The organism is Streptomyces sp. NPDC005931, assembly GCF_042871235.1.
Classification (GTDB): Bacteria; Actinomycetota; Actinomycetes; order Streptomycetales; family Streptomycetaceae; genus Streptomyces.
On sequence record NZ_JBIAIG010000001.1, the window covers coordinates 319,174 to 337,586 of the forward strand.

Sequence of the window (18,413 nt, forward strand, 5' to 3'; positions counted from 1 at the left end):
CGGGCCTGCACGGGGCGCAGGAGGAGGCGCCGGGTCGTCCCCGTCAGGGGCCAGGGCGTGAACGGGACGCGGCAGGCAGGGGGACGAGGGTGTCACCTGCCGCGCCCGGGGGTGTCCACTCAGCAGGAGGACTTGCCCGCGTACACCGCCAGGGCCGTGTTGCTGCCCAGGGTGGCCGTGAGCTGGCCGGAACCGTTCACCGTCACCTGCGTGTTGTTCTGGACGTTGCAGTACGTGCCCGCCGGGAGGGAGGTCTGGTAGGTGCGGGTCAGCGAGCCGGACTCGTGGTTGATGGCCACGAAGCCCTTGCTGCCCCGGCCGAACGCGATCGCGTCGCCGCCGTTGTCCCACCAGTTGGTCACCGACTGGCCCCGGGTCGCGTTACGGAAGGCGACCATGGATTTGATCTCCGGCCAGGCGTGCTGGCACTTCCAGCCGCTCTGCCAGCAGGCGTCGACCCGGCCGCCGTTGGGCGGTCCCGCGTCGTGGTCGGTGAACTCGTAGCCGGAGTTGATGTCCGGCGCGCCGTAGGGCCAGGCCAGCATGAAGACGTTCGCCAGGGTGTAGGTGGCGTTGTCCTTGTAGCTGAGGGTGGAGCCGTTGCGCTCGGTGTCGTGGTTGTCGACGAAGACGCCGGAGAGGGAGCTGTTCATGTAGCCCCAGCCCTCGCCGTAGTTCTTCAGGTAGGCGAGGTTCTCGTTGTTGAAGACCCGCTTGAGGTCGTAGGCGTAGCGGAACTCCTGGACGTCCCCGTTGCCGGTGTACTCGGTGGGCTGGACGGCCTCGCCGGTGCCGAAGATGACCTCCTGCTTCCAGTACGCCGAGGGGTTGGTCAGGCGGGACTTGATGGTGGCCAGGTCGGCGGCCGGCATGTGCTTGGCGGCGTCGATGCGGAAGCCGTCCACGCCGAGGGAGAGCAGGTCGTTCATGTAGCGGGCGATGGCTCCGCGGACGTAGTCCTCGCCGGTGTCGAGGTCGGCGAGGCCGACCAGTTCGCAGTTCTGGACGTTCCAGCGGTCCTGGTAGTTGGTGATGTGCGAGGTGCAGTTGTCGAAGTCGTACGTGGAGTACAGGCCGGGGTAGTTGTACTTGCTGTACGACGAGCCGCCGGTGCCGGTGCCGGTGCCGGCCGACATGTGGTTGACGACCGTGTCGACGACGACCTTGACGCCGGCCGCGTGACACGTGTCGACCATGGTGCGGAAGGCGGTGCGGTCGCCGAGCCGGCCGGCGATCCTGTAGCTGACGGGCTGGTACGAGGTCCACCACTGTGAGCCCTGTATGTGCTCGGCGGGCGGGGAGACCTGGACGTAGCCGTATCCGGCGGGACCGAGGGTGTTGGTGCACTCGCGGGCGACCGAGGCGAAGTTCCACTCGAACAGGACGGCCGTGACGTCCTTGGTGCCGGGCGGCGACGCCTCCGCGGTGGTCGGGGCCATGACAACCGAGACCACCGCGAGGGCGGCGGCTCCGGCAAGGGTTCTGCGTGCCATGTGGGGTTCCTTCTTCATCGAAGGGGGTGGGGAACGCCGACAGGCGCCTGAATGTTCTTGCAGAAACCTTCAGAAACCTTGCGGCAACGCAGATGTTAAGGGCCCACAACCCAAAAGGGCAGCGGGCCGTACGAAGTTGAAGGAAAAAAGTTGCGACCCGGCCACGGAGCGGACCTCATGGACCGGCCTCGGACCGGACCTGCGACTCCTCGTCGGACCCCGTGTGGACCCCGCGTCGGACCGGGCCCGGGGGCAGCCGAGGGGCCCCGGGGCATCAGCGCCCGGGGCCCGTCGACCGCGGCTGCCTCAGGCCGTGGTCCACCACACCGTGGTGTCGCCCGGCACCTTCACCTCGCCGCCCGTCTCGGCCACCTCACCGCTGGCGAGCAGCACCCGCCCGTACGAGGGGGTCGTCACCGACTCACCCGTGGTGTTGGCCACGCACACGAACTCCCCGCGCCGGAAGGCCAGCACGCCCTTCGGCGCCCGCAGCCACTCCACCGCGTCGCCCGGACCCAGGTCCGGGTGCTCCCGGCGCGCGGCGAGCGCGGCCCGGTACAGCTCCAGCGTCGAACCGGGCACCCCGGTCTGCGCCTGGACGCTCAGCTCGCCCCAGCCCTCCGGCTGCGGAAGCCAGCTGCCGCCGTCGCCGAAGCCGTACGAGGACCCCTCGCACGTCCACGGGATCGGCACCCGGCAGCCGTCACGGAAGCCGTCCTGACCCGCGCCCCGGAAGTACGCCGGGTCCTGGCGCACCTCGTCGGCGAGGTCCACGACGTCCGGCAGGCCCAGTTCCTCGCCCTGGTAGACGTACGCCGAGCCGGGCAGCGCCAGCATCAGCAGCGTCGCCGCGCGGGCCCGGCGCAGGCCCAGTTCGCGGTCGCCGGCCAGGCGGATCTGGGTGCCGAGGCCGGGCGGGTTGGCGAAGCGGGTGGCGTGCCGGGTGACGTCGTGGTTGGACAGCACCCAGGTGGCCGGGGCGCCGACCGGGCGCATCGCCTCCAGGGTGCGGTCGATGACGGCACGCAGCTCCTCGGCCTCCCAGTAGGTGCCCAGGTACTGGAAGTTGAACGCCTGGTGCAGCTCGTCGGGGCGCACGTAGTTGGCGGTGCGCTCCACGGTCGGCGTCCACGCCTCGGCGACGAAGATACGCCCGCCCGTCTCCCGCCCCCGCCCTTCTGCGGAAGGCCCTTCGGGCCCCATTGCATCCGAGTACTCGTCGAGGATCAGCCGCCACTGGCGGTAGATCTCGTGGACGCCGTCCTGGTCGAAGAACGGCATGACATCGTTGCCCAGCAGCTTCAGCTGCTCGTGGGATCCAAGGTCCGGCAGGCCCTCGGCCTTCACCATGCCGTGCGCCACGTCGATGCGGAAGCCGTCGACGCCCATGTCGAGCCAGAACCGCAGGATGGAGCGGAACTCGTCGCCGACCGCCGGGTGCTCCCAGTTGAAGTCCGGCTGCTCGGGGGCGAAGAGGTGCAGGTACCACTCGCCGGGGATGCCGTCGGGCTCGGTGACCCGGGTCCAGGCCGGGCCGCCGAAGATGGACTCCCAGTCATTGGGCGGCAGTTCGCCGTTCTCGCCCTTGCCGGGACGGAAGTGGTAACGCTCCCGCAGCGGCGAACCGGGGCCCTCGGCGATCGCCCGCCTGAACCACTCGTGCTGGTCGGAGGAGTGGTTGGGGACGAGGTCCACGATGATCCGCAGGCCCAGGGCATGGGCGTCCCGGATCAGCGCGTCGGCGTCGAGCAGCGAGCCGAACATCGGGTCGACGGCGCGGTAGTCGGCCACGTCGTAGCCGGCGTCGGCCTGCGGGGAGGCGTAGAAGGGGCTGAGCCACACGGCGTCCACGCCGAGGTCGCGCAGATACGGCAGACGGGAGCGGATGCCCTCCAGATCACCCATGCCGTCGCCGTTGCTGTCGGCGAAGCTGCGCGGGTACACCTGGTAGATCACCGCGTCCCGCCACCAGTCACGGCGCCTGGCGACGGTGGCGACAACCGAATCGGTCGGAGAGGTCGGGGCCGGGGCGGCGGAGTGCTGCTGGCTCATGTCGTCCTTGATGCGATGGGGTCCTCCCGCGCGGACGGAACCGGAAGCGGGGGACGGAATGACGGTCATCGGGTCGAGGGTGGGGGCGGCGGGATGAGAAGGCGGCCGCGGTGACAGCGGGGTCGGATGGACACCGCGGCCGCCTGCCCGCGCGGTCAGGCGCGCGGGAGTCCTCGCACTCGGGGGTCAGCCCTTCGTGCCGCCGGCGGTGAGGCCGCTCACCAGGTTCTTCTGCACGAGGTAGAAGAACGCGGAGACGGGTATCGCGATCAGGACCGCGGTGGCGGCCATGAGGTTGCGCTGGGCGTCGTGCTCGCTGACGAAGCTCTGCAGACCGACCGCGAGCGTGTACTTCTCGTCGTCCAGCATGAACGTCGTGGCGAAGGCGACCTCGCCGAACGCGGTGATGAAACTGTAGAACGCGGCGACCGCCAGGCCCGGCTTGGACAGCGGAAGGATCAGCCGCGAGAACGTACCGAAGGGGGTGAGCCCGTCGACCCGTCCCGCCTCGTCGATCTCGAACGGAATGGTGTCGAAGTAGCCCTTCATCAGCCAGGCGCAGTACGGCACCGCGGTCGAGCAGTAGACGAGGATCAGGCCGAGGTAGCTGTCGATGAGCTGGAGCTCCGACAGGATCTGGTACATCGGCACCATCAGCACGGCCACCGGGAACATCTGGGTGACCAGGAGCACCCACATGAACTTCTTGTACCCGGGGAAGCGCATCCGCGACACGGCGTAGCCGGTGGTCGCGGCCACCATGACGCCGATGAGCGTGGTGCCGAGAGAGACGATCAGCGAGCTCTTCAGCCAGTCGAAGAAGTTCGTGTGCTGGAGGACGAACGCGTAGTTGTCCAGCGTCATCTTGCCCCAGATGCCGCCGGGGCGCAGATAGTCGTCCTTGTCCGGGCCGAGCGACAGGAAGACCAGCCAGGCGACCGGGAAGAGCGCGATCAGGCTCGCGGCGACCAGGATGCCGTGGGAGGTGAGCCTCGCCAGCGGGCTGCGCTCGCCGCGGCCGCGCACCGTGCGGGGCGGGGTCGCGCCGCCGGCCGGCCGGTCCGCCGGAGCGGCGGTCTTGACGGTGGTGGTGCTCATGGGGACTCCTGCCTCAGATCGCGAGCTGCTGCTCATTGCGGTTCAGCCAGCGGCGGTAGAAGGAGGTGAAGACGATCAGGATCGCCAGCAGCAGCATGCCGTAGGCGGCGGACTCGGCGAACTCGCGCGGCTGCTGCCCGAAGCCCAGCTGGTAGGCCCAGGTGACGAGGATCTGTGCCTCGGGGGCGGTGTTGCCGAACAGCAGGAAGATGATGGCGAACTGGTTGAAGGTCCAGATCACGCCGAGCAGGACGACCGTGGAGCTGACCGAGCGCAGGCCGGGCAGGGTGACGTGGCGGAAGCGCTGCCAGGCGTTCGCGCCGTCCATCTCGGCGGCCTCGTACAGGCTGGCGTCGATGGACTGGAGGCCGCCGAGCAGGGAGACCATCATGAACGGCACACCGCACCAGGTGTTGACCATGATCGCGGCGAACCGCTGCCAGAAGGTGTCCTCCAGCCACTGCGGCGCCGGCAGGCCGAGGGCGTCCAGGCCGGAGTTGATGATGCCGCTGTCGGCGAGCATGAAGCGCCAGCCGAAGACGGTGACGAAGGTCGGCACGGCCCACGGCAGGATGAGGACGAGCCGGTAGAGCGTGCGGCCCCGCAGCTTCTGGTTGAGCAGCAGGGCGAGGCCCAGGCCGATGCCGTAGTGCAGGGCGACGCAGGCCGCCGTCCACACGATCGTCCAGATGAAGTGGGACCAGAACCGGTCGTAGGAGGTCTCGCCCCACAGGATGTCGGCGTAGTTGTCCAGGCCGATGAACTTGTAGGTGGCCTCGATCTCGTTGACGCCGATGGTGCGCGCCGAGTTGAGGCTGTCGGCGTCGGTCAGCGTGAGGTAGAAGCCGTACGCCAGGGGATACAGCACGAGGACGCCGAGCACGACGGCCACCGGCGCGATCATGGCGTAGGCGTACCAGTGCTTGGCGAATCCGCGCTTCATGCGGCGGACCGGCCCGGGCCGGGGCGCGCGGTCACCGCGGCGCTTGCCGGTCGCGCGGTCGATGGCGACTGTCATGGTTCGACACCTTCTGGATGATCAAGGAGGACGGCACACAGCCCGCAGGCCGCCGGACCCCTCCCTGCACGGGGCGGATCCGGCGGCCACACGGGTTTACTTGCTGAAGTCCGGCACCAGCTTGACGATCGCGGTCTCCGCGTCGCCCAGGCCCTTGTCCAGGGACTCCTTGCCACCGGCGATCTGCGGGAGCTCGTCGTCCAGCGGACCCCACAGCGAGCTGTACTCGGGCAGGGCCGGGCGCGGCTGGGCGGCGGCGAGGACCGTCTGGTAGCCGGCGATGCCCGGGTCGGCCTTGACCTGGTCGGTGTAGGCGTCGTCACGCGTGGGCAGCGTGGAGTTCTTCAGCGCGATGGTCTCCTGGGCCTTCGCGGAGGTCATGAAGTTCAGGAACTTCAGCGCGGCCTCCTGCTTGTCCTTGGTGGAGCCGGCGTAGACCGAGAGGTTGTGGCCGCCCGTCGGGGCGCCCGCCTTGCCGCTGGAACCGGCCGGGACGGTGGCGATGCCGAGGTTGTTCTTGTCCTTGAACGCCGAGCCCTTGTAGAAGTTGGTGATCTCCCACGGGCCCTGGATGATCGAGGCGACCTTGCCGTTGACGAAGGCGTCCTGGATGTGGGCGTAGGCGTCGGCCGTGGTGTCGGCCTTGTGCAGGCCCTTGCCCTTGAAGAGCTCCAACCAGGTGCCGTAGGCCTTCTTGGCCTCCGGCGACTTGACGGTGATCTTCTTGGCCTCGACGTCGACGGTGTCGGCGCCCTCGCCGTAGAGGAAGGACTGGGCGTAGTAGGCCTGGGTGGAGCCCCAGTAGCCGTCGACGCCGGTCTTCGCCTTGATGGTGGCGGCGGCCTTCTTCAGGTCGTCCCAGGTCTTGGGGGCCTCGACGCCGGCCTTCTCGAAGAGCTCCTTGTTGTAGACCAGAGCGAGCGTGTCGGTGACGAACGGCACGCCGTACGTCTTGCCCTCGTACTTCGCCTGCTCGAGCAGGTTGGACTTGAACTGGCTCTGCTCCTTCAGGGCCTCGGTGCCGTCCAGCGGCAGGAAGAAGCCCTTCTTGGCGAAGGCCGGGGTCCAGCCGACCTCGGAGCGCAGCACGTCGGGGGCACCCTTGGAGCCGGCGGCGGTGTCGAACTTGTTCTGCGCCTGGTCGAAGGGGACGTTGACGTAGTTGACCTTGATGTCCTTGTTGGCGGCCTCGAACTCCTTGACCAGGGCCTTGTAGGTCGGCGCCTCGTTGGTCGCGTTGGAGGTGTCCCACCAGGTGATGGTGACCGGGCCGTCCGCCTTGTCGCCGCTGTCGCTGTCTCCGCCGCAGGCCGTCGCCGCGAGGGCGAGGGACGCCACCAGCGCGGTGGCCGCTATGCCACGCCGCATGAGTTCTCCTTGAGGGTGAAAGCCCGTGTGGTGCGAGGGCGGCCCCGTCTGCCGCTCCCGCCGACTTGCCGACTGCGCCGTTGCGGCCGCCGGGCGACGTGAACGTAACAGCCGTGCAACCGATCCGAAAGACCTTGCTGAAAAATTTTGCAAGCGGCCTGGAGAGTTATGCCGCCGTGACCTCCCCTCCATCGCCGCGCGACGCGCGTTTGCGGGCGTAGGGCGGGGTCCGCACGGGTGTGCAAGACTCTGCAAGCACTTGCCATCCGTTTCCACGGGGGGAATCATCCGTTGCGGAACGGTCGCCGACCACGACGTGAGGACCGCGATGACCCAGCAGCCCACAGCGGGCCGTCCTACGGCGCGCAGCAGGCATGCGCTCGGTGTGCAAGGGCGGAAACGCCCGCTACAGTCCGGTTCTGTGACCACACGACTTGCCGACATCGCCGCTCAGGCGGGGGTGAGCGAGGCGACCGTCAGCCGCGTCCTCAACGGCAAGCCGGGCGTCGCCGCCACCACCCGCCAGTCCGTGCTCGCCGCCCTCGACGTCCTGGGTTACGAGCGCCCCGTGCGGCTGCGGCAGCGCAGTGAGGGTCTGGTCGGTCTGATCACCCCCGAGCTGGAGAACCCGATCTTCCCGGCGCTGGCCCAGGTCATCGGCCAGGCGCTGACCCGCCAGGGCTACACCCCGGTGCTCGCCACCCAGACCCCGGGCGGGTCCACGGAGGACGAGCTGACCGAGATGCTCGTGGACCGCGGGGTCGCCGGCATCATCTACGTCTCCGGACTGCACGCGGACACCACGGCCGACATGCAGCGCTACGAGCGACTGCGCGCCCAGGGCGTGCCGTTCGTGCTGGTCGACGGCTTCTCCCCGAAGGTGCAGGCGCCGTTCATCTCCCCCGACGACCGCGCCGCGATGGCGCTCGCCGTCACCCACCTCGCCTCGCTCGGCCACACCCGGATCGGTCTGGCGCTCGGGCCGAAGCGTTTCGTCCCGGTGCAGCGCAAGATCGAGGGCTTCGTGCGCACCATGCAGGAGCAGTTGGGCCTGAGCGCCGAGACGGTCGAGACGGAGCTGATCCAGCACTCGCTGTACACCCTGGAGGGCGGCCAGGCCGCCGCCACCGCCCTGATGGAGCGGGACTGCACCGCGGTGGTGTGCGCGAGCGACATGATGGCCCTGGGCGCGATACGGGCGGCCCGGCAGCGCGGACTGGACGTGCCGAAGGACATCTCGGTGGTCGGCTTCGACGACTCGCCGCTGATCGCCTTCACCGACCCGCCATTGACCACGGTCCGCAAGCCGGTCCCGGCGATGGGCCAGGCCGCGGTGCGCACGCTGCTGGAGGAGATCGGCGGGACGCCCGCGCCGCACAGCGAGTTCGTGTTCATGCCGGAGCTGGTGGTGCGCGGTTCGACCGCCTCGGCCCCCGGTGACAGGTTCCGCCCCTAGAGACCGGCACCGACCAGGGAGAAACGAATCACCTTCAGAGGTGGTAAATCCTCCTCGGGGCGGAGAAAGCGACTTTTCACGCACTGCCACGGGAGGACTGCGCGGCTCTTCTCCCGCAGGAGAACATGCGAGCCGGTCCCGCCCGGGGGATGATCTGAAGGGGAGCGCTTTTCTGGCAAACTCTCTGCCTATGGGTGACACGACCGTGACAACGACGGAAGGCCGGGAAGAGGTCGTTCCGCATCCCGTCGCGGACGGGACGGGGCAGCGGTTCGTGCGCCGTCTGCGCACCCCTCGCCGACCGCGGGTGTGGTTCGAGATCCTGCTGATCGCGGTGAGTTACTGGACGTACTCGCTGATCCGCAACGCCGTGCCCGAGCAGAAGTCCGAGGCACTGCGCAACGCCGACTGGATCTGGCGGCTGGAGCACCAGCTCGGCATAGCCGTCGAGGAGTCCGTCAACCACGCCGTGAACTCGGTGACCTGGCTCGTCGTCGGCATGAACTACTACTACGCCACCCTGCACTTCGTCGTGACCCTGGGTGTCCTGGTGTGGCTGTACCGCAGACACCCCGGCCGCTACGCGGCGACCCGGCTGGTGCTGTTCTCCACCACGGGTGTCGCCCTGGTCGGCTACTACCTGTATCCGCTGGCCCCGCCGCGGCTGATGAGCGGCCGGACCTTCGTCGACACCGTCCTGGTCCACCAGACCTGGGGTTCGATGGCCTCCGGCGACCTGAAGAACATGTCCAACCAGTACGCCGCCATGCCGTCGATGCACATCGGCTGGTCGGTGTGGTGCGGGCTGACGATCTTCGCGCTGGCCGCGGTCCCGTGGGTGCGCGTACTGGGTCTGGTGTACCCGGCGGCCACTCTGGTGGTCATCGTGGCCACCGCCAACCACTTCTGGCTGGACGCGGTGGGCGGCGTGCTGTGCCTCGCCTTCGGCTACGGGGTCGCCCTGGTCTGGTACGGCAGCCAGCCCTACGCCCTGCCGAGGCTGGTGCCGGGCCGGGCACCGGGCGGCGGAGGCCTGCTGCCGGTCCGCTGACGGGGCGCTGCCTCCCGGCAGGGGCCCGGTGCGTCATGACCCCCCGTAGAACAGCTCCTCCACCACGCCCCGCGCCCTGCGGGCCGTGCGACGGTACGCGTCGAGCATGTCGCCGGCGTGGCCGGGGCCGTAGCCCAGGTAGCGGCCGACGGCGGCCAGCTCGCGCGGGTCGGTGGGGAAGGTGTCCCCGGCCCGGCCCCGGACCAGCATCACCGCGTTGCGGACCCGCGTGGCCAGCACCCATGCCTCGTCCAGCGTGCCGGCGTCCTCGGCGGAGATCAGTCCGGCCTCGCGGGCGGCGGCCAGGGCCGCCCTGGTCCGGGTGGTGCGCAGGCCGGGCTCCCGGGCGCCGTGCCGCAGTTGCAGCAGCTGCACGGTCCACTCCACGTCGGACAGCCCGCCCGGCCCCAGCTTGGCGTGCAGCTTGGGGTCGGCGCCGCGCGGCAGCCGTTCGGACTCCATGCGCGCCTTCAGCCGCCGGATCTCGCGGACCGCGTCCTCGCCGAGGCCGTCCGCCGGGAAGCGCAGCGGGTCGATCAGCTCGGTGAACCGGCGGCCCAGGTCCTCGTCCCCGGCGACCCGTTCCGCGCGCAGCAGTGCGTGCCGCTCCCACACCAGCGACCAGCGGCGGTAGTACGCCTCGTACGACTTCAGGGTGCGCACCATCGGCCCGGACTTGCCCTCGGGGCGCAGGTCCGCGTCGATGAGCAGGGGCGGGTCGGCGCTGGGGATCTGGAGCAGGCGGCGCATCTCGGAGACGACCTTGTTGGCGGCCTCGGCGGCCTCCCGCTCGTCGACGCCGTCAACTGGCTCGTGCACGAACAGGACGTCGGCGTCGGAGCCGTAGCCCAGCTCGTGCCCGCCGAACCGGCCCATGCCGATGATCGCGAACCGGGTGGGCAGGCTGTCGCCCCAGCCCTCCCCCACCACCGCCCGGAGCGTGCCGGCCAGGGTGGCGGCCGTCAGGTCGGACACGGCGCCGCCCACCAGGTCCACCAGGGCGCCCTCGTCGGCCTCGGCGGGCTGGGACTCGGTGCCGTAGGAGCCGACGATGTCGGCGGCGGCCGTGCGGAACAGCTCGCGGCGGCGGACCCCGCGGGCGGCCGTCACGCCCTGGGCCGCGCCGTCGGCCCGGCGGACCGCGGCGAGTATCTCCTGCTCCAGGTGGGCGCGGGAGCGGGGCCGCAGTCCCCCGCCGTCCCCGTCACCGAGCAGCGCCACCGCCTCGGGGGCGCGCATCAGCAGGTCGGGGGCGAGCCGGCCGGCGGACAGCACCCGGGCGAGGTTCTGCGCCGCGGCGCCCTCGTCGCGCAGCAGCCGCAGGTACCAGGGGGTCTTGCCGAGTGCGTCGGAGACCTTGCGGAAGTTGAGAAGACCCGCGTCCGGTTCGGCGGAGTCCGCGAACCAGCCCAGCAGCACGGGCAGCAGGGTGCGCTGGATCGCGGCCTTGCGGCTCACGCCGGAGGCCAGCGCCTCGAGGTGGCGCAGCGCGGCGGCCGGGTCGGCGTAGCCGAGGGCGACCAGGCGCTCGCGGGCGGCCTCCGCGCTGAGCCGGGCCTCACCCGGGGCGAGCTGGGCGACGGCGTCGAGCAGCGGCCGGTAGAACAGCTTCTCGTGCAGCCTCCGTACGACGGAGGCGTGCCGCTTCCACTCCCGGTTCAGGGTGGCCACCGGGTCGGTGCGCAGACCGAGGGAGCGGCCGAGGCGGCGCAGGTCGGCCTCGCCCTCGGGGACCAGGTGGGTGCGGCGCAGCCGGTGGAGTTGGATGCGGTGCTCCATGGAGCGCAGGAAGCGGTAGGCGTCGTCGAGCTGGGCGGCGTCCGCGCGGCCGACGTAGCCGCCGGCGGCGAGTGCCTCGAGCGCCTCCAGGGTGCTGCCGCTGCGCAGGGAGACGTCGGTGCGGCCGTGCACCAGCTGGAGCAGCTGGACGGCGAACTCGACGTCGCGCAGGCCCCCGGGGCCCAGCTTGAGCTGGCGGTCGACCTCGGCGGCGGGGATGTTCTCGACGACCCGGCGGCGCATCTTCTGCACGTCGGCGACGAAGTTCTCCCGCTCGGCGGCCTTCCAGACCAGCGGCTGGAGCGCGGCGACGTACTCCTCGCCGAGCGTCGCGTCCCCGGCGACCGGTCGGGCCTTGAGCAGCGCCTGGAACTCCCAGGTCTTGGCCCAGCGCTGGTAGTAGGCCACGTGGGAGGCGAGGGTCCGCACCAGCGGGCCGTTGCGCCCCTCGGGCCGCAGGTTGGCGTCGACGGGCCAGATGGTGCCCTCGACGGTGCTCTCGGAGCAGATCCGCATCATCTGCGAGGCGAGCCGGGTCGCGGCGCGCAGCGCCTTGCCCTCGTCGGCCCCCTCGGCGGGCTCGCCCACGAAGATCACGTCGACGTCGGAGACGTAGTTCAGCTCGTGTCCCCCGCACTTGCCCATCGCGATCACCGCGAGCCGGCACAGCGCGGCGTCCTGCGGCGCGGCGGCCTCGGCGAGCGCCAGGGCGGCGCGCAGGGTGGCGGTGGCGAGGTCGGCGAGCTCGGCGGCGGTCTCGGCGACCTCGATGGTGCCGCAGACGTCACGGGCGGCGATGGACAGCAGGCAGCGCCGGTAGGCGACGCGCAGGGCCACCGGATCGGCGGCGCCGACCAGCTCGCGCTCGAACTCCTCGACACCGGGGTGGAGATCGCGCGGCTCGTAGGTGACGAGGGCCTGCCAGTCGCTCGGGTGCCGGGCGAGGTGGTCGCCGAGGGCGGCGGAGGCGCCGAGCACCCCGAGCAGCCGGTCCCGCAGCGGCTTGGCGGCGATCACCGTGTCGAGCAGTTCCCGGCGGGCGGTGGCACCGGGCTGGGCCTCCAGCAGGCGCACCAGGCCGAGCAGCGCGAGATCGGGGTCGGCGGTGGCGCCGAGGGCGTCGAGCAGCACGGGGTCGTTGCGCACGGGGGCCAGTTCGGGGCCGTCCAGCAGGCGCTCGGCGGCGGAGGCGTCGGTGAACCCGTGCCGCAGCAGCCGCGTGAAGGTGCTGCTCCTGCGCCCCGGCGCCGACGTCATGCGCGGCCTCCCTCGGTCCTCGGGCGAAGCCCCGTACCGGCTTCGTACTGGCCATGAGCCTAACCGGAGCGGGCACAGCGGGCGCCGGGAGTCGCGGGGCGATGAGTTTCGCCGCGGTGCGGAGTCGGAGTGGGGGAGAGAACGTCCGGCTGGGCGGCCGTGGCCGGCGGCCGGAGCGCCGAGCGGCCGCGTCGCGGCCCCGTCCGTGGAGGGCACCGTGACCAACAGGACACCCCAGACCCGTATCGACCCGCGCTACAGCGACCCGGGGGCGAGCGCGACTCCCTGGGCCGAGGCGGAGGCACTGCTCAGGGACGCGGAACTGTTCTGGATCTCCACGGTCCGCCCGGACGGCCGCCCCCACGTGACCCCGCTCCCCGCGGTCTGGTCGCAGGACGCACTGCACTTCTGCACCGGACCGGACGAGCGCAAGGCCCGCAACATCGCGGAGCATCCGGACGTCGTGCTGACGACCGGCACCAACACCTGGAACAAGGGCTACGACCTGGTGGTGGAGGGCGCGGCGGTGCGGGTCGCCGACGAGGCGCGGCTGCGCGAACTGGCCGCGGCGTGGGAAGCGAAGTACGGGAGCTTCTGGCACTTCGAGGTCCGCGACGGGCACTTCCACCACGGACCGGGACGGGCGGTGGTGTTTTCGGTGGCGCCGCGCACCGTTTTCGGATTCGGTAAAGGACAGCCGTTCAGCCAGACGAGGTGGCGGTTCGACCGGTCCTGATCAACCCCCGACCCCCAACCCCAACAGCCGACGAAGGAGCACGCACATGGACATGACCCTCGAGGTGATCCCGCTCCCCGTGAGCGACATCGATCGCGCCAGGGACTTCTACCGGGACAAGGTCGGCTTCCACGTCGACATCGACGAGGAGGTCATGCCGGGCATGCGCCTCGTCCAGCTGACGCCGCCCGGCTCCGGCTGCTCGATCGTCCTCGGCGACACCGTCTGGGAGGGGCTGGCGGGCCCCCGCCCCGCCCCGGGCTCCTACCAGGGCCTCCAGCTGTGCGTCGCCGACATCGAGGCGGCCCGCGCGGAGCTGACCGGACGCGGCCTGGAGATCTCCGAGCCCGTCCGGTACGCCCCGGACGACGGCGCCACCTTCATGTACTTCACGGATCCGGACGGCAACGGCTGGTCGATCCAGGAGTTCCGCCGGCGTGCGAAGGAACCGCTGCACAGGCTCCTGGCGGACCTGGCGCAACGGGGCGGCCAGTAGCGGCAACCGGCGGGCCGCCCCGGCGACTTGGGGCTCCCGGACCGCCCCGGCCCCGTGAGGCCGGGGCGGCTTCCGCCGGGCCGGGATCCGGGGGTGGTCCGTCTCCTCTCCTCGACCGCGGTGATCGCGGATCGGACATTTCCTTTTCGATTCTTGTCGACAAAGCGTGTCAAACGTGACCAGAGGGCCACTCGACGCTGGACCGCATGCAGGCATTCGACGAGGAGAAGTCGCCGATGAGTGAGTCCGTACGAACCGGAGCCGGAAGCACCGGAGAGAAGGTCAAGGCGGAGACCTCCGCAACGGCCGATCAGGCCAAACAGGCCGCGAGCCAGGTCGCGGGCACGGCGGCGGAACAGGCCCGGACCGTGGTGGGTGAGGCGCGGCAGCAGGCCGGAACGGTCATCGACGATCTGCGGAGCCGCGCGATGGACGAGGCCGATGGCCAGACCCGGCGCGCGGCCGGCGCACTGCGGCAGTGGGCGGACGACCTCTCCGGCCTGGCCGAGAGTGCCCGCGACGAGTCGCCCGCACGCAGTCTGGCGGCCCAGGCGGCCGACCGGGGGCACCGGGCGGCCGACTACCTGGAGAAGCAGGGGGCCGAGGGCCTCGTCTCCGACCTCCAGGGCTTCGCCCGCCGCCGCCCCGGAGCGTTTCTCGGCGGCGCGCTGCTGGCCGGACTGGTCGCCGGGCGCCTGGCCAAGGCGGCCGGGGCCGCGTCCCGGTCCGACGGATCCGGGCAGGGGCCGGACCAGGGGCAGGCCATCGCGGGACCGGACACGGGCGCGCTGGACGCGCCCGCCTCGCAGGCCCTGCCGCCGGGGCCCCCGACGGGGTCCGTGGCGGGAACCCCGCCGGTGGCACCCCCTGCTCCACCCGCTCCACCCGTTCCGCCCGCCGTCGGTACGCCGCCGGGCGGCATGCCGGGTCGCCCGTACCCGGAGGTGTGACATGGCGTCGATCCACCCCACACCCGGCTCGGCCGAGCCGCAGGGGCAGGACAGGTCCATGGGCGAGCTGCTGTCGACGGTGACCGCGGACCTCCAGGCCCTGTTCCGTCAGGAGGTCGAGCTGGCCAAGGCCGAGATCAGGGAGGAGGCGACCCGGGCGGGCAAGGCCGCCGGCATGTACGGCGGGGCCGGTTTCGCCGGCTACATGGTCCTGCTGTTCCTCTCGCTGGCCGCCATCCTCGGCCTGTCCAACGTGATGGACGGGGGCTGGGCCGCTCTGATCGTCACCGCGGTGTGGGCCGTCGTCGCGGCCGTCCTGTACCAGCGGGGCCGCGCGCAGATGCGCACCGTCTCCCCGAAGCCCGAGCGAACCGTCGAGACCATGAAGGAGAACGCGGAATGGGCACGTCACCCGACCAAGTGAGGGCCGAGATCGAAGCCACTCGCGAGCGGCTGTCCACGAACGTCGACCAACTCGCCGACCGGACCAGTCCCCGACGGGTCGTCCGCCGCCGCACCCAGAGGGTGCGTGGCGCGGTGTCGGGCCTCCGTGATCGGGTCATGGGCACCGCGTCCGACACCGCGCACGGCGTGTCCCACACCGCCCAGTCCGCGGCCGGTTCCCTCCAGGAGGGCGCCGGCCGGGCGGCCGGCACGGCCCGTGAGGCGGTCGGCCAGGCGGGACAGGCGGTGCAGGAGGCGCCCGACATGGCACGCCGCCAGACCCGGGGCAATCCGCTGGCCGCGGGCCTGGTCGCCTTCGGGGCGGGCCTGCTCGCGTCCTCGCTGCTGCCGACCTCGCAGGCCGAGCAGGAAAAGGCGTCGGAGCTGATGCAGAGTGACGCCCTGGAGCCGGTGAAGCAGGCCGCCACCGAGTCCGCGCAGCACCTGAAGGAAGGCGCGAAGGAAGTCACCCAGAGCGCCGCGGCCGAGGTGAAGGACACGGCGGCGCAGGGCGCCCGTGCCACCCAGGAAGAAGCGCGTGGACAGGCCGGCCAGGTCACCGAGCAGGCGCGGGACTCCGGGCAGAGCCTCGCGGACGAGGCCCGGAACCGCTCCGGCCCCGTGTGAGGCTCCCGCTCGCGCACGTATGAGGCTCCGCCTCGGGCACGTGTGAGGCTCCCCCTCGGGCACGTGTAAGGCTCCCGGCGGTCGTCCCCCGTGCGTCCCCGGGCGCTGCCGTCGAGCGCGCCGCATCCCGAGCCCCGTCCCGGCCCGTCGTCCCGGCCGGGGCGGGGCTCGGCGGCGAGGGGCGCATCCCGCCGGCTGTGCCCGGGAAGCCGGCCTTCACGGCAGAAGGGGACGTTCATGATGTGCGGCCGGGTCGGCGGGTGGTCGCCGACGGCTACGAGGCCGGCTTCCACTCGTCGGAGAGAAGGCCCAGCAGCACCTCGTCCAGGAACTCGCCCATCACCCACGCCGAGGACCGCAGCACGCCCTCACGGACGAAGCCGTTGCGCTGGGCGGCGCGCAGCATCGCGGCGTTGTCCGACAGCGTCTCGATCCGGAGCCGCCGGAAGCCGCGCACGACGAAACCGTAGTGGCACAGCACGGCGACCACGTCGCTGCCGTACCCCTTGCCGCGGGCGGACGGCAGCAGGCCGAGCCCGATGTGCGCGTTCCGGTTGTGCGTGTCGATGCCCCACAGCGACGCCGTGCCGACCAGCGTGCCGCCCTCCAGCTCCACCACGGAAAACGGGACGTGCCGCTGGTTCGTGTCGTCCACCACGAGCGGCGAATCCTTCGAGCCCGGCGTCATCGGGCGCCACGGACCGCCCTCGGCCCGGGAGGAGTTCACCACGTCGTCGTAGAGCTCCGTTTGCAGGACCGGGATGTCTTCTTCGTGCCTGGCCCTGAGCCCGACCTTCGTCCCTTTCAGCATGGGCGCTTCCTATCGGCCCGGACCGGTGCGCCGCAAACCATTTGGCTTGCGCTGAGGGCCGGTTGGGGCACGGGGCCGGCACCGGGCTTCCGCCCGTCGTCACTCGATCGGGGCTGACGTCGGCATATGCGCCGAGGGGCGGGCTCCGCGCTTCTACCGTGCGGGGCATCGCATGTGTCGCGTACCGGCAAGAGGGGTTGCGGATGCTCGTCGAGGGAACGGCCGCGGGGGCGGACGGCGGGGAGGCCGATGAGGCGGGGTGGGAGGTCGATCCCGAGGACGAATGGGGGCTCGCCGTCGTCGCCACGGTGGGGCGGCAGTTGAAGCTGCGCCGGGAGGCCGCGGGGATGCGGGCGGGTGAGTTCGGCGCGGCCGTCGGGTACGGGGAGGACCTCGTCTACAAGATCGAGAGCGGCAGGAGGATCCCCCGGCCCGAGTATCTGGACCGGGCGGACGAGGTCCTGCGGGCGGCCGGCTTGATCTCCGCGATGAAGGAGGACGTGGCGAAGGTCCGGTATCCGAAGACGGTTCGGGATCTGGCCAAACTGGAGGCGCGGGCGGTCGAGATGTTGTCGTACGGCAGTCACAACATTCACGGCCTGTTGCAGACCGAGGAGTACGCACACGCCCTGCTGGCCACGCGCAGGCCCGCCATGACGGAGGACGAGTTGGAGCGGGCGGTCGCCGCGCGCATGGCTCGACAGACGGTCTTCCAGCGGAGGCCGGCGCCAGAACTCAGTTTCGTCCAGGAAGAGGTCACCTTGCGACGCCCCGTCGGGGGGAGGGCGGTGCTGCGCCGACAGCTCGAACACCTGCTGGAGGTGGCCGAGTCGAGGCACGTCGACATCCAGGTGATGCCCCACGTCACGGGGCGACCATCCCGGGACGGGAGGGCGCGTGCAGGTGCTGAAGTTTCCGGACGGCACGGCGATCGGCCGGGCCGATGACGAGTTCGGCAACCGTCCGGTCTCGGACCCCAGGCAGCTCCGGGTCCTCGAACTGCGCTATGGCATCATCCGGGCCGAGGCACTGACCTCCCGGGAATCGCAGGCATTCATCGAGCAACTGCTGGGGGAAACATGAGCCATTCTTCCGACATCGCCTGGATAAAGAGCAGCTACAGCGACAGCAGCAACCCGAACGACTGCGTAGAAGTAGCCCTGTCCCCGACCACCGTCCAGATCCGTGACTCCAAGGTCCCCCACGGCCCCCGCCTCGCCGTCGCTCCCGGCACGTGGACCGACTTCCTGGCGCACGCGGCGGCTCGGTGAGGGCCCTCGCCCCGGGGGCAGGCCTCGGTCCACACAGGTGAACGCCGGTGAAGGTGACGCCCCGTCGGCGTCGACCTCTCCGCGGAGTCCGAGCAGGGGGGTGGGCCCGCATGTCGGGATCTTGAGCGGCTGGTGCGTCATGTCGCGGCGGATGCCGCGGAGTTCGTCTTCACCGGCACGGCACTACGCGCCGAGCAAGCGCTTTCTGTTCGCAGAGAACAGGGCGGCGTTCAGCGGGCTGACAAGGGTTCGCGCGGTCCCATGGGGTGCGTTGGGGCGTAGCCCCAGGTGAGAAGCGCGAATTGCCAGGGAAACAGCGCCAGGAAACCGTCAGCTCGCTGAACCGGCGGAGCACACCTCGGGCCCCGCCCTCGCCGGTACGGCGAGCCTGGCATGGGGACGATCACGCGGGCCGCGGCGCCCACCGCCTTCGGTCGGCGGGACGCGGACGGGGCCGACGGTCCGCGACCGTCGGCCCCGTCCGCTGAATCAGCGGGACACCTGCT

Annotated in this window: 15 protein-coding genes and 1 pseudogene; 9 read left to right on the top strand and 7 right to left on the bottom strand. The window is 71.1% G+C overall.

The features are described from left to right. Positions 1–119: 119 nt before the first annotated feature. The 5 genes from ACFYOV_RS01420 to ACFYOV_RS01440 form a co-directional block, all read right to left on the bottom strand. Positions 120–1,493, bottom strand: coding sequence for an alpha-amylase family protein (locus ACFYOV_RS01420; RefSeq protein ID WP_389081341.1), 1,374 nt, complete (start codon positions 1,491–1,493; stop codon positions 120–122). A 306-nt stretch (positions 1,494–1,799) separates the two neighbouring features. Continuing rightward, positions 1,800–3,545: a glycoside hydrolase family 13 protein gene (locus tag ACFYOV_RS01425; protein ID WP_389081343.1), complete on the bottom strand. Its 1,746-nt coding sequence runs from the start codon at positions 3,543–3,545 to the stop codon at positions 1,800–1,802. A gap of 186 nt (positions 3,546–3,731) precedes the next feature. After that, the gene (locus ACFYOV_RS01430) at positions 3,732–4,643 is read right to left on the bottom strand and encodes a sugar ABC transporter permease (protein ID WP_389081346.1); all 912 of its coding nucleotides are present in this window, start codon (positions 4,641–4,643) and stop codon (positions 3,732–3,734) included. A gap of 13 nt (positions 4,644–4,656) precedes the next feature. Continuing rightward, a complete protein-coding gene (locus tag ACFYOV_RS01435; RefSeq protein ID WP_389081348.1) occupies positions 4,657–5,661 on the bottom strand; it encodes a carbohydrate ABC transporter permease in 1,005 nt (334 codons plus the stop codon). Between the two features lie 96 nt (positions 5,662–5,757). Further along, positions 5,758–7,029 (bottom strand): extracellular solute-binding protein, encoded by a 1,272-nt coding sequence (locus ACFYOV_RS01440; protein ID WP_389081351.1) that lies wholly within the window; start codon positions 7,027–7,029, stop codon positions 5,758–5,760. A gap of 421 nt (positions 7,030–7,450) precedes the next feature. Between ACFYOV_RS01440 and ACFYOV_RS01445 the strand changes: the two genes are divergently transcribed. After that, positions 7,451–8,485 carry a LacI family DNA-binding transcriptional regulator gene (locus ACFYOV_RS01445; RefSeq protein ID WP_389081354.1) on the top strand — a complete coding sequence of 345 codons (1,035 nt, stop codon included), beginning with the start codon at positions 7,451–7,453 and terminating at the stop codon, positions 8,483–8,485. A gap of 190 nt (positions 8,486–8,675) precedes the next feature. Further along, positions 8,676–9,536: a phosphatase PAP2 family protein gene (locus tag ACFYOV_RS01450; protein ID WP_389081356.1), complete on the top strand. Its 861-nt coding sequence runs from the start codon at positions 8,676–8,678 to the stop codon at positions 9,534–9,536. A gap of 33 nt (positions 9,537–9,569) precedes the next feature. Here the strand turns inward: ACFYOV_RS01450 and ACFYOV_RS01455 are convergent, their stop codons facing one another. Next, on the bottom strand, positions 9,570–12,572 hold the full coding sequence (locus ACFYOV_RS01455; RefSeq protein WP_389081358.1) for a bifunctional [glutamine synthetase] adenylyltransferase/[glutamine synthetase]-adenylyl-L-tyrosine phosphorylase: 3,003 nt from the start codon (positions 12,570–12,572) through the stop codon (positions 9,570–9,572). A 217-nt stretch (positions 12,573–12,789) separates the two neighbouring features. On the opposite strand from ACFYOV_RS01455, the gene ACFYOV_RS01460 reads away from it, so the two are divergent. From ACFYOV_RS01460 to ACFYOV_RS01480, 5 genes are all read left to right on the top strand, one after another. After that, a complete protein-coding gene (locus tag ACFYOV_RS01460; RefSeq protein ID WP_389081360.1) occupies positions 12,790–13,308 on the top strand; it encodes a pyridoxamine 5'-phosphate oxidase family protein in 519 nt (172 codons plus the stop codon). A gap of 46 nt (positions 13,309–13,354) precedes the next feature. Continuing rightward, complete coding sequence (locus ACFYOV_RS01465; protein ID WP_389081362.1) at positions 13,355–13,804, top strand: VOC family protein; 450 nt, start codon at positions 13,355–13,357, stop codon at positions 13,802–13,804. A 206-nt stretch (positions 13,805–14,010) separates the two neighbouring features. After that, positions 14,011–14,754 carry a hypothetical protein gene (locus ACFYOV_RS01470; protein ID WP_389081365.1) on the top strand — a complete coding sequence of 248 codons (744 nt, stop codon included), beginning with the start codon at positions 14,011–14,013 and terminating at the stop codon, positions 14,752–14,754. Between the two features lies 1 nt (position 14,755). Continuing rightward, the gene (locus tag ACFYOV_RS01475; RefSeq protein WP_389081367.1) at positions 14,756–15,178 is read left to right on the top strand and encodes a phage holin family protein; all 423 of its coding nucleotides are present in this window, start codon (positions 14,756–14,758) and stop codon (positions 15,176–15,178) included. Then, positions 15,154–15,825, top strand: a complete 672-nt coding sequence (locus tag ACFYOV_RS01480) for a DUF3618 domain-containing protein (protein ID WP_389081369.1) — start codon at positions 15,154–15,156, stop codon at positions 15,823–15,825. Before ACFYOV_RS01475 ends, ACFYOV_RS01480 begins: the two co-directional genes overlap by 25 nt. Positions 15,826–16,099: 274 nt before the next feature. Here the strand turns inward: ACFYOV_RS01480 and ACFYOV_RS01485 are convergent, their stop codons facing one another. Further along, positions 16,100–16,636, bottom strand: a complete 537-nt coding sequence (locus tag ACFYOV_RS01485) for a GNAT family N-acetyltransferase (protein WP_389081372.1) — start codon at positions 16,634–16,636, stop codon at positions 16,100–16,102. A gap of 203 nt (positions 16,637–16,839) precedes the next feature. Here ACFYOV_RS01485 and ACFYOV_RS01490 point away from each other — a divergent pair. Further along, a pseudogene (locus tag ACFYOV_RS01490) lies at positions 16,840–17,719 on the top strand (helix-turn-helix domain-containing protein). Beyond that, positions 17,716–17,907: a DUF397 domain-containing protein gene (locus ACFYOV_RS01495; RefSeq protein ID WP_389081374.1), complete on the top strand. Its 192-nt coding sequence runs from the start codon at positions 17,716–17,718 to the stop codon at positions 17,905–17,907. Before ACFYOV_RS01490 ends, ACFYOV_RS01495 begins: the two are co-directional and overlap by 4 nt. The last annotated feature ends 506 nt before the right edge of the window (positions 17,908–18,413 follow it).

What these genes read in the sequence shown, in the direction of transcription:
- ACFYOV_RS01440 (WP_389081351.1), bottom strand. Translation starts at nt 7,029, where the DNA reads ATGCGGCGTGGCATAGCGGCCACCGCGCTGGTGGCGTCCCTCGCCCTC.
- ACFYOV_RS01485 (WP_389081372.1), bottom strand. Translation starts at nt 16,636, where the DNA reads ATGCTGAAAGGGACGAAGGTCGGGCTCAGGGCCAGGCACGAAGAAGAC.
- ACFYOV_RS01455 (WP_389081358.1), bottom strand. Translation starts at nt 12,572, where the DNA reads ATGACGTCGGCGCCGGGGCGCAGGAGCAGCACCTTCACGCGGCTGCTG.
- ACFYOV_RS01475 (WP_389081367.1), top strand. Translation starts at nt 14,756, where the DNA reads ATGGCGTCGATCCACCCCACACCCGGCTCGGCCGAGCCGCAGGGGCAG.
- ACFYOV_RS01430 (WP_389081346.1), bottom strand. Translation starts at nt 4,643, where the DNA reads ATGAGCACCACCACCGTCAAGACCGCCGCTCCGGCGGACCGGCCGGCC.
- ACFYOV_RS01480 (WP_389081369.1), top strand. Translation starts at nt 15,154, where the DNA reads ATGGGCACGTCACCCGACCAAGTGAGGGCCGAGATCGAAGCCACTCGC.
- ACFYOV_RS01495 (WP_389081374.1), top strand. Translation starts at nt 17,716, where the DNA reads ATGAGCCATTCTTCCGACATCGCCTGGATAAAGAGCAGCTACAGCGAC.
- ACFYOV_RS01470 (WP_389081365.1), top strand. Translation starts at nt 14,011, where the DNA reads ATGCAGGCATTCGACGAGGAGAAGTCGCCGATGAGTGAGTCCGTACGA.
- ACFYOV_RS01450 (WP_389081356.1), top strand. Translation starts at nt 8,676, where the DNA reads ATGGGTGACACGACCGTGACAACGACGGAAGGCCGGGAAGAGGTCGTT.
- ACFYOV_RS01435 (WP_389081348.1), bottom strand. Translation starts at nt 5,661, where the DNA reads ATGACAGTCGCCATCGACCGCGCGACCGGCAAGCGCCGCGGTGACCGC.
- ACFYOV_RS01420 (WP_389081341.1), bottom strand. Translation starts at nt 1,493, where the DNA reads ATGGCACGCAGAACCCTTGCCGGAGCCGCCGCCCTCGCGGTGGTCTCG.
- ACFYOV_RS01465 (WP_389081362.1), top strand. Translation starts at nt 13,355, where the DNA reads ATGGACATGACCCTCGAGGTGATCCCGCTCCCCGTGAGCGACATCGAT.
- ACFYOV_RS01425 (WP_389081343.1), bottom strand. Translation starts at nt 3,545, where the DNA reads ATGAGCCAGCAGCACTCCGCCGCCCCGGCCCCGACCTCTCCGACCGAT.